General features: G+C 44.9%; 8 protein-coding genes. 1 reads left to right on the top strand and 7 read right to left on the bottom strand.

What is annotated here, in order from left to right:
- Positions 1 to 187 precede the first annotated feature (187 nt).
- Positions 188 to 358 (top strand): DUF1902 domain-containing protein, encoded by a 171-nt coding sequence (locus tag H6S82_RS08625; RefSeq protein WP_190465246.1) that lies wholly within the window; start codon positions 188 to 190, stop codon positions 356 to 358.
- Positions 359 to 463: 105 nt separating this feature from the next.
- On the opposite strand, the gene H6S82_RS08620 is transcribed toward H6S82_RS08625, so the two are convergent.
- The 7 genes from H6S82_RS08620 to H6S82_RS08590 form a co-directional block, all read right to left on the bottom strand.
- Positions 464 to 2191: a succinate dehydrogenase/fumarate reductase flavoprotein subunit gene (locus tag H6S82_RS08620; RefSeq protein WP_190465262.1), complete on the bottom strand. Its 1728-nt coding sequence runs from the start codon at positions 2189 to 2191 to the stop codon at positions 464 to 466.
- 175 nt (positions 2192 to 2366) lie between these two features.
- A complete protein-coding gene (locus H6S82_RS08615) occupies positions 2367 to 2678 on the bottom strand; it encodes a hypothetical protein (protein ID WP_190465247.1) in 312 nt (103 codons plus the stop codon).
- 274 nt (positions 2679 to 2952) lie between these two features.
- Positions 2953 to 3489: a Uma2 family endonuclease gene (locus H6S82_RS08610; RefSeq protein WP_190465248.1), complete on the bottom strand. Its 537-nt coding sequence runs from the start codon at positions 3487 to 3489 to the stop codon at positions 2953 to 2955.
- A 125-nt stretch (positions 3490 to 3614) separates the two neighbouring features.
- Positions 3615 to 5153, bottom strand: coding sequence for an ATP-binding protein (locus H6S82_RS08605; RefSeq protein ID WP_190465249.1), 1539 nt, complete (start codon positions 5151 to 5153; stop codon positions 3615 to 3617).
- Positions 5154 to 5235: 82 nt separating this feature from the next.
- Positions 5236 to 5682 (bottom strand): response regulator, encoded by a 447-nt coding sequence (locus tag H6S82_RS08600; RefSeq protein WP_190465250.1) that lies wholly within the window; start codon positions 5680 to 5682, stop codon positions 5236 to 5238.
- Positions 5675 to 8359: a PAS domain S-box protein gene (locus H6S82_RS08595; RefSeq protein WP_190465251.1), complete on the bottom strand. Its 2685-nt coding sequence runs from the start codon at positions 8357 to 8359 to the stop codon at positions 5675 to 5677. The genes H6S82_RS08600 and H6S82_RS08595 overlap by 8 nt, the downstream gene beginning before the upstream one ends.
- A 198-nt stretch (positions 8360 to 8557) precedes the next feature.
- On the bottom strand, positions 8558 to 9523 hold a 966-nt coding region (locus tag H6S82_RS08590), incomplete at its 5' end, for a pentapeptide repeat-containing protein (RefSeq protein WP_191056151.1).

The raw sequence follows: 9523 nt of genomic DNA, 5'->3' as shown, positions 1-9523 counted from the left end.
TTAGAATTGTTTTTTGAAGTTGCCGATCCTTCAGAAATACAAAACCGCTTACATCCAGAAGTATTTGTGACTCAATTGGAGGTAGCTATTGGGTAAGCTATTAGGATAATTACTCATCAGTAGTGAAAGCGATCGATCTGGGCAGATTTACTGATTCCGTATTTCCCTCAAGAGAAACATTAAGTAAATGCAAACACTAATTAGACTCAAGGTTGAAAAGTTTATTGAAAATGGGCAAGAATATTTTGTCGCTACCAGCGATGATTTACAGGGTCTGGTTGCGGAAGGAAAAACAGTACAGGAAGCTATAGAAATTGCTGAGGATGTCGCCAAAGTTCTCTTAGATTTAGAAAAATAAAATAATCAGAACTTTCAGTTACAAGATTTGCCTTATCAGTTTTCTTGATGTTTAATTATAGGGTGAGCAATGCCCACCCCAAATAATACCGAAAACTGACAAACTTCAATATTTCCGTTCTTTTGGCTCAAACATGGTAATTGCGACAGGTTTATATTGAAGGTCGATGCCAGCAGGGGAATAGTATGCTAGGGTGTGCTTGAGGAAATTTTCATCATCGCGATCGGCATAATCTTCCCGGTAATGAGCGCCGCGACTTTCTTGTCGATTCAGGGCAGATGTGAGAATGACCTGCGCGACGATCGTCAAACTACGCAGTTCCCAAGCTTCTACAATCTCAGTGTTCCAAAGTTTACCTTTATCATCCAAGTAGATATGCTGATATTGCTGCTGTAGCTTCTCTAACTCTGCCAATCCCTCGCGCATGACTGACTCGGTGCGAAAGACACCGCAGTATTGAGTCATACAATCTTGCAAAGATTGACGCAGCTTGTCAATTCGTATTTCTCCCTTTTGGTCGAAAAGCGATCGAATCTGTTTCTGAGCTTCTGTAATATAGCGTTGCTCGTTGATGTCCGGTAGCTTGCGTTTTTGCACGTATTGTGCTATTGCTGCACCAGTCCTTCTCCCGTAGACCACACATTCCAGCAGCGAGTTGCTACCCAGACGATTTGCGCCGTGAACTGAGACACAAGCAGCTTCTCCCGCCGCGAAGAATCCCTCCACTAACCCATCTGGCCCACTGCGAACTTGCCCGTCTGTATTGACTGGGATACCGCCCATCGAGTAGTGAACTGTGGGTCGGACTCGCATTGGTGCTTCCACGGCGTCGATACCCAGGAGGCGATGACATTCTTCCCAAGCGAAGGGAACGCGACTCATAATTTTTTCGCGACCCATGTGGCGCAAGTCGAGGTAGACAAAGGGGCCACCCGCAGAACCATCGGGATGAATGCCTCGTCCCGCTTGGATTTCCCGTGCGATCGCTCTGGATGTAATATCGCGGGGTGCCAGTTCCATCCGGCTGGGGGCGTAATTAGCCATAAAGCGATCGCCCTCACTATTAATCAGATAAGCACCCTCTCCCCGCACCGCTTCCGAAATCAGCACCCCCACCGGATACAAACCTGTGGGATGAAACTGCACAAATTCCATATCTTCCAACGGCACACCCGCGAGGGCAGACATTGCCAAACCGTCGCCCGTAGAGGCATAGTCATTGGAAGTAGTATTGAAAACGCGACCGTAGCCCCCAGTAGCAAACATCACCGCCTTAGCGCGAACTACCTCCAGATGCCCATCCCGAATGCGATACATCAGCACACCTTTCGCCTGGGCATCTTCTAAAATCAGTTGCATTACGTACCACTCATCGTAAATATGGACACCGTAACGCCTGAGATTGTTAACCAACTCGTGTAGAATCGCGTGACCGGTTTTATCGGCGGCGTAGCAAGTGCGGCGATGGGAATGTCCGCCGAAAGCGCGTTGGGCGATGCGTCCGTCTGGCAAACGAGAGAACAGCACACCCATGTGTTCCAAGTCGATGATGACATCTGGTGCTTCGCGGGTAAGAATTGCCACCGCATCTTGGTCTGCCAGATAGTCGGAACCTTTGACCGTATCGAAAGCGTGGGCTTCCCAGGTATCGTCTGGATCGACATTATTTAGGGTAGCAGCCATACCACCTTGGGCGGCGACAGAGTGCGATCGAATCGGATGAGTTTTAGCGACTACAGCTACACTGAGTTTGGGATCGGTACGGGCAATCTCTACAGCAGCGCGACACCCAGCCAGTCCACCGCCAACTATAATTACATCGTGTTCTAACATATTTGGTTTGATATCTGTAATCCCTAATCTATGGTCACTCAAATAAAAACTTCCCCAACAAAAAGTGGGAAAGTTCTTTACAAATCTGGCAAAAGTCAGATGCCAGTTGTTAGTTGTGAGTTAGATTTTCTACTGACCGTTGACTTTTGACTATCGATCGTTTACCTATGACCGCTTATGTGGTTACTCGTAAGGTTTCCTGATTAGGTGCCGCTACTGGGCTTGTTCGAGTTGTTTCCTCTTGCCCTAAAGGCACAAATTCAATATGGTTCAGCAGCGTAGTCACGAAGGCAAATAGCAAGAAGGGCAGAGACAATACGAGAATAAGTCCAACGGTGGCTAAGGCGTAAATGTGGCGGCTGCTACTCCACAGGGCAAGTGCGGAGGCTAAACTCAAGAAAATGACGATTAACCAAATAACGATTTGACCGTATATGTCGCCAAAGGTAAGAGTGCAGACCATACGATATCTTTGTAATTTATCCATGACATTTTCCTCGTAACATTGCTATAAGTTTCTACGTTAAAGTTAGATTGGGTTTTGGGTAGGTTTGCAATATTTTTTTAAAGATATCGTAATAAAATTTTACAATGTATCGAACAAATAACTGTCTGAGAGAAAGAGTAACTTTTTTTGAGGGCTGTTTGTTGTTCATTCTTGATAGTTTTTTGCCATGAAACGCGAGCTATCAACAATGAACATATGATTTCCTTTACTGCAATCCAACTTCAACTTCTCTTACTTGCACAAACTACCAAACTCAAGCTAACAATTCATTTATTGCTACACTAAAACCCGTCAAAACAACTTGCGTACTAACGATATCGCCGGATTTAAAAGCCAATGTCCCTTCTTGTGTAATAATCAACACTCGGCAGCTTTCAGGAAATACTAACCAAACTTCTTGACAACCTGACTCTAAATACTCGCTAGCTTTGGCAAATAATTCTTCAGCTGGATCGGTGGGAGATGCGATTTCAGCAATTAGGGGTGGACTCTGGGGTAAAGCACCTGCTTCGCCAAATTCTTCCAGCAGTTCAGGTGTCAGATAAGAAACATCGGGACGACGACCTTGCCTCAATGTGCGACAGGGAAGTTCGACGTGAGTTTCCCCTCCTTGTCCGGATGCTTGGATGTAATTTCCCCAGTAACGACCCAACCTACACTGAACCCTACTATGCTTTACTGTCATTCCCGTTTTCTCCACAAGTTGACCATTTACCCATTCCATTTGTTCTGGAGGATTAGCCATAAAGTCTTCTAGTGAGAAGCTTTCAGTTACAGTAGCGATCGCCATAGTTATTTACTCGCTTTTGTAATTCTGACCGATCTTATTTTATCGCTATTTTAATCGCCCTTCGCTCAGTACTTTTGTATGAAGCGTAGCCCAGAAACCCTGTTTCTTCAAGAAACCGGGTTTCTCTACACCGTACATTCGATAGTGTGGCGGGGGACTTCTGCAAATCTAGTTAAAGGCAGCGTTACAATAAAAGTTGTGCCAGCGCCTACATCGCTTTTTACTTGAATTTGTCCCCGGTGTAAATCTACGCATTTTTTGACAATTGCCAGTCCCAATCCCGTGCCTTGAATTCGATTCACATTGCTGCCGCGATAGAAAGTTTCAAACAAATGTTGTTGGTCTTTTAAAGGAATGCCGATGCCTTGATCTTGAATCTGAAAAATTGCCGTATCGTTTTGACAAGTTAAATTAAACCGAACGTTGCCACCTTGGGGAGAATACTTAATAGCGTTGGAGATTAAATTGTTAAAAATGTGTCCCATTAAAAATTCGTCCATTTCAACTTGGCTGCATTCTCCCGCACAGGTAAAGGTAATGTTGTGCTGTTCTGTGGCGGTGAATTGCAAATTTTCGATGAGTTCGCGACAAAAATCTTTTAAATCTAAAGTGGCGGGTTGATATTGCAGCCTGTTGGCGTCAGTTTTACCGAGAAGCAAGACTTCTTCTAGTAGTTGAGTGGTATTGTTGACAGCATTCTTAATCTGGTCAAAATATTTGATTTTTTGTTCTTCAGTCAAGCGATCGCCATAGCTTTGGAGAATTTGAGCGGCTGTGCGAATTGCGGTCATGGGGTTGCGGAATTCGTGGGAAACCATTGAAATAAAACTGGATTTAAGCTGATTGAGTTCTCGTTCTTTTTCCAATGATTTGAGGACTTCTATTTCAGCGCGTTTGCGATCGCTAATATCCCTGCCTTCCGCAATCAGCAGTACAGTTTTGCCCCTTTCATCTTTTAATGGCTTGAGCGATAAGTCAATCCAGACGATCGCACTTTCTGCGCCGCACATCTGGAGTTCGTTACGGACGAAATTACCTTCAGCGGCGTTGGCGATCGCACTTTTCAACCACTCCTGAGTTACCTCAGAATCATGCCAACAGTTTATCTCCCAGAGCGGCGAACCGACAAAATCATTTTGTTTGCCACCACAAAAAGCAAGGGATGTTTTGTTAATTTCTAGAATAATTCCTTCTGGGCTTAACAATAGCATCAGTTGGAATGTCTGGTCAAAAATTCCCCGAAAACGCCGTTCGCTATCGTGGAGTTGCTTGAGGATTTGTCCGCGTTCGATCGCATAGCGGATCGCCCTAACTAGCAATTGAACTGTGATTTGGTCTTTGACAATATAATCTTGCGCTCCTTTTGCCACCGCTTGCAAGCCCATCTCCTCATCGTCAGCTCCCGTCAGCACTACAATGGGGATATCTGGTGCGGCGGCGTTAAATTTTGCTACCGTCTCCAATCCATCAGAATCTGGTAGAGAAAGGTCTAACAAAGCTACATCAAACAGGAAATCGCTGCAAGACTCGATCGCATCATTCAGTCGTTCAACCCATATCAGTTCCCACTCCCCGCTGTTTAGGCGCGAAAAGAGTTGGCGCAGCAAGATTGCATCGCTAGGGCTATCTTCGACCAAAAGTATATGAATGGGTTTCTTATTCATACAGCATCGCCAGGAGTGTAAGGTTATTTTTACGATCGGATCGGAAGTTCTGCCTAACTTTAAATTTCGATCGAGTTTGGAATTACTCTATAGGTAGTTTCACTGCGGCTAGCCAGAAATCTTCGATCGCGCCGATAACATCAAAAAACTGTTGGATGTCAACCGGCTTAGTAATGTAGCAGTTAGCGTTTAAATTGTAAGCTATTAACAGATCGCGTTCATCTACTGAAGTGGTGAGAATTACCACAGGTATACGTTTTAACTGCGGGTCTGATTTGATCTCGCCGAGTACTTCCCGTCCATCCATAGCTGGCAGGTTAAGGTCGAGTAGAATCAGGTCAGGGCGGGGAACATCAGCGTACTCACCCTGATTTCGGAGAAATTTTATTGCTGTTTCCCCATCTTCAACCCAATGTAAGTTATTGATTACCTTGGCTGTCTTTAGCTTTTTTATAGTTAGTTTAGCGTCGCTGGGAGAGTCTTCAACCAGCAAAATTTCAATCGGTCTAAGCAGTTCGCTGCTAATCATGTAAATAAATCTCTGTTGGGAGGGATGACTCAGAAGGGATGGTAAAGTAAAATGTCGTTCCTACTCCTAGCTGAGATTCAGCCCAGATGTTACCGCCGTGGCGTTCGACAATCTTTTTGCAGATAGCCAAACCAATACCGGTACCGGGAAATTCTCTGCGAGTATGGAGACGTTTGAAGATCTCGAAAATGCGATCGAGATACTGCTCTTTGATGCCAATTCCATTATCCCCTACAGAGAAGAGCCATTTGTTATCTGTTAATTCTGCCGAAATCCGAACTTGGGGTGGCATTTCCCGGTGGAATTTGATCGCGTTACCGATCAAATTTTGAAATAACTGCACCAATTGAGTTTTGTCTGCCATAACGGTTGGCAGGGAATCATAGGTAATGGTAGCCTTATTTTCGGCAATCGCTACTTGCAAACGATCGAGCGCTTCACGCAAGAGCGCATTGGAGTCAGCGGGAACAAACTCTTTACCGCGAGTACCCACACGGGAATATGCTAGCAAGTCTTGAATTAACTGCCGCATCCTTGTCGAACCATCAATGATGTAGCCCATGTATTCGCGTGCGGACTCATCAAAAAGGTGCTGGTAGTCATGCAATAGCAGTTCGGTGTAACCGGTCACCGCTCTCAACGGTTCTTGCAAATCGTGGGAAGCTACATAAGCAAATTGCTCTAATTCCTGATTGGAACGTTTTAATTCCGCAGTTAGTTGCTCTAGTTTTCGTTCTGCTTCTTTTCGCTCGGCAATTTCAGCTTGTAATGCACCATTAATCTCCGTCAGTTCATTATTCAGTTCCCGCAGTGCATCTTCTGCTTGCTTCCTCTGGGTGATGTCGCGGGTAATAATCAGCACAGATTCTACTGAAGTATCAAGGGCGAATTCTGGCACGAGACGAGCTTGGTAGAATTTTAATCCATTGGGGCTGGCAGAATTGAATTCTACTACATTCATTTCACCTGTAGCAAAAACTTTCTGGCAGGGTGCTTCCAATTGCTCTACGAGTTCTTGTGGAAAACCCAATTCTGAAAGACTTTTACCGATGAATGCTTCAGCTGGAATTCCTGTTTCCTTTGTAATGGCGGGATTAATATAAAGGTATCGTATTTGTCGATCCAATCGAGAAATTACATCCGGGGTATTTTCTAGCACCGTTTTCAGTTCTTGTTCGCGTTGGGATAAAGCTATTTCTGCTGTTTTGCGATCCGTGATGTCCGTATCTGTCCCCGTCATGCGAAAAGCGCGATCGTTGGCATCCTGAAAAGCTATGCCACGGGAAAGAAACCACCGAATGCTGCCGTCTTTGTGGAGTCGGCGATGTTCCATTTCATACTGCGGCGTCAATCCTTGCAGGTGTTCTCTAATGGCTGCGATCGCCTTTTCTCTGTCGTCACAATGTAGCAAACTATACCAACTATCCAAAGTGTTCGGAATATCTAAATCCGTATATCCTAGAGCTTCTTTGATGTTGGAATCGATATAAAATTGGTTAGTCTGAATATTCCAGTCCCAAACTCCTACTTGTCCGGAACTAACGGCGAGGGCATATCTTTCTTGGCTGATACGAAGAACGTCTTCTACCCGTTTGCGATCGGTAATATCATAGTTAATTTCCAGAAATGCTACCGCGTTACCCTGTTTGTCTCGCTCTGATGTCCAGCGACTCTCTACTATAATTTGCGTGCCATCTCGTTTCGTGTGTCTGAGTTCTCCCTGCCAATAGACATCGCGTAAGCACTCATTTTTGATTGACTCTAAAGGTTTGGGAAATACTGTTTGTAAAAGGTCATGGATTTCTTTTCCAACAGCTTCTTCTTTTGACCACCCATATAAGCGTGCTGCCCCTTGATTCCAATACTGAATGCGATCTTCTAGATCGAAAATAATAATTGTATCATTAGCGAAGTCTAGCATATGCGTGCGTTTTAGCAGTTCTGCTTCTGCCAATTGGCTAATCCGAATTTGCTTTTTCAGCTGAAAGTAGACAATACATAGTAGGCTGAAACTTAACAAATAACCAATAGCGACAACGATGCTAGTATAGCGAACGCTGTCATTTATCGCTGCCGATCGCTGCTGCAATAAAAGTCGTTCTTCTTGTTCCATTTTAGATAGTTTGTATCGAACTTTTTGTTGGAGAGCGTTACCGCGATCGGTTAGGAGAATTTGATTTTTTTGGTTCGATTTATTTTGCTTAACTAAATCGATCGATACCTGAAGCACAGCCACTCTTTGTGCGAGCATCGGTTCGAGTTCATCGAGTCGCTGCTGTTGGTGAGAATTATCATCAGTTAACTCCCGGACAACGTTGAGAGAGCGTTTAGCTGTTTGAATACCAGCATTATAACTTTTTAGATAAATATCGTTTCCTGTGATGATGTACGCACGTCTTGATGTTTCAGCGTCTTTAATACCGTCAAGAGTTTTATCGATTTCTTCCAATACTTGACGAGTATGTTCGACCCATTGCTTATTTGCAATCAACTTTTGTACGCTCAGATACGAAACTGCGCCCACGCCGCTTAAGAGGAGTAAAGCCAAGCCAAACCCACCTGCAATAATTTTTTTGTACGCTCTTGTCATAGCAATTTCTTTCGCTGCAAAAATCATTAGTAAGGCTGTCATTACCATTTTGCAGCGAGATTGTCCATAAACAAGTAGGGTGGGCATTGCCCACCCTAGCCTTTACAGCATTTTTCTAATGAATCCAACAAAAATCAGTGGCTTCTCCCGTACTTGTGGTGGAAAAGCCGATATTTTGGCAATTGGACATGGGGCAGAAGGGCAGAATTAATATTTTTCCCTTTTCCCTCTCCCTGTTCCTTTTGACTTTTGACTTTTGACTTTTGACTTTTTATAGCCCCTAACTTAGTTGTGGCGACTGCCATCAGGCATAGTCGCTCCTGTCAGAATTGCCTCCGGCCAATGTGCTTCTGTGCCTTCGATGTACGCTCCGCGCAAGCTGGCTCCAGTCAAATCTGCCCCGCGCATTGCTGCCACATTAAAGTTAGCTCCCCAGAGGTAAGCTTGTCGCAAACAGGCATTGCTCAGGTCGGCATCGCTGAGATCGGCCATATTTAAATTAGCGCCTGTTAAATCTGCCTTACTCAGATCGGCGGATGAGAGGTCTGCCTTACTTAAATTTGCTTCGCATAAGTCGGCTTTGGTAAGAGTGGCACCGCTGAGATTGGATGCGTGAAGGTTTGTCCTTGCCAACATCGAAACGCGCAGCTGGGCATTGCTAAGATTAGTTGCGGAAAGGTTGGCTCCGCTGAGGTTAGCTCCGCTGAGTTTCGATTCGCTGAGATTGACTCCATCCAAGTCTACGCTATTGAGGTCTACACCATTGAGGAAAGCTTTACTGAGTTTGATGCCATTGAGTAATGCTCCCCGCAGCTGGGCTCCGCTCAATCTGGCTCCCGTGAGGTTAGCCCAATTTAAGTTAGCATCTACTAGATTGGCAGAACGAAAATTTATTCCCCGCAAATCTGCGCCACACAGATTAACGCCCTTTAAATTTGCCAAACGCAAGTTTACTGCTGTCATTATCGCGCCGCTCAGTTTGGCTCCCGTCAACACGGATTTAACTATGAAGGCTCCTCGAAGATTAGCTTTTGTTAAGTCTGCGTTTGTTAATATTGCTTCGTTTAGCTTCGCAAAACTTAGATCGGCGCGGTGCAAAAATGCTCCGGAAAGATTTGCCCCCGTTAGATGTGCGCGGCTGAGGTTGGCGGCTGCTAGATATGCACCGGAAAAGTTAACTCCCACGAGTTGGGCGCTTTCTAGGTTAGCTCCAATTAAATTAGCTCCACTAAAATCTCTTTCTCCTGCTGC

The sequence above is a fragment of the Planktothrix sp. FACHB-1355 genome (genome assembly GCF_014748295.1).
Taxonomy (GTDB): Bacteria; Cyanobacteriota; Cyanobacteriia; order Cyanobacteriales; family Aerosakkonemataceae; genus Aerosakkonema; species Aerosakkonema funiforme_A.
This window is presented reverse-complemented; position numbering and strand designations above follow the sequence as displayed.

What these genes read in the sequence shown, in the direction of transcription:
- H6S82_RS08615 (WP_190465247.1), bottom strand. Translation starts at nt 2,678, where the DNA reads ATGGATAAATTACAAAGATATCGTATGGTCTGCACTCTTACCTTTGGC.
- H6S82_RS08625 (WP_190465246.1), top strand. Translation starts at nt 188, where the DNA reads ATGCAAACACTAATTAGACTCAAGGTTGAAAAGTTTATTGAAAATGGG.
- H6S82_RS08600 (WP_190465250.1), bottom strand. Translation starts at nt 5,682, where the DNA reads ATGATTAGCAGCGAACTGCTTAGACCGATTGAAATTTTGCTGGTTGAA.
- H6S82_RS08610 (WP_190465248.1), bottom strand. Translation starts at nt 3,489, where the DNA reads ATGGCGATCGCTACTGTAACTGAAAGCTTCTCACTAGAAGACTTTATG.
- H6S82_RS08620 (WP_190465262.1), bottom strand. Translation starts at nt 2,191, where the DNA reads ATGTTAGAACACGATGTAATTATAGTTGGCGGTGGACTGGCTGGGTGT.
- H6S82_RS08595 (WP_190465251.1), bottom strand. Translation starts at nt 8,359, where the DNA reads ATGCCCACCCTACTTGTTTATGGACAATCTCGCTGCAAAATGGTAATG.
- H6S82_RS08605 (WP_190465249.1), bottom strand. Translation starts at nt 5,153, where the DNA reads ATGAATAAGAAACCCATTCATATACTTTTGGTCGAAGATAGCCCTAGC.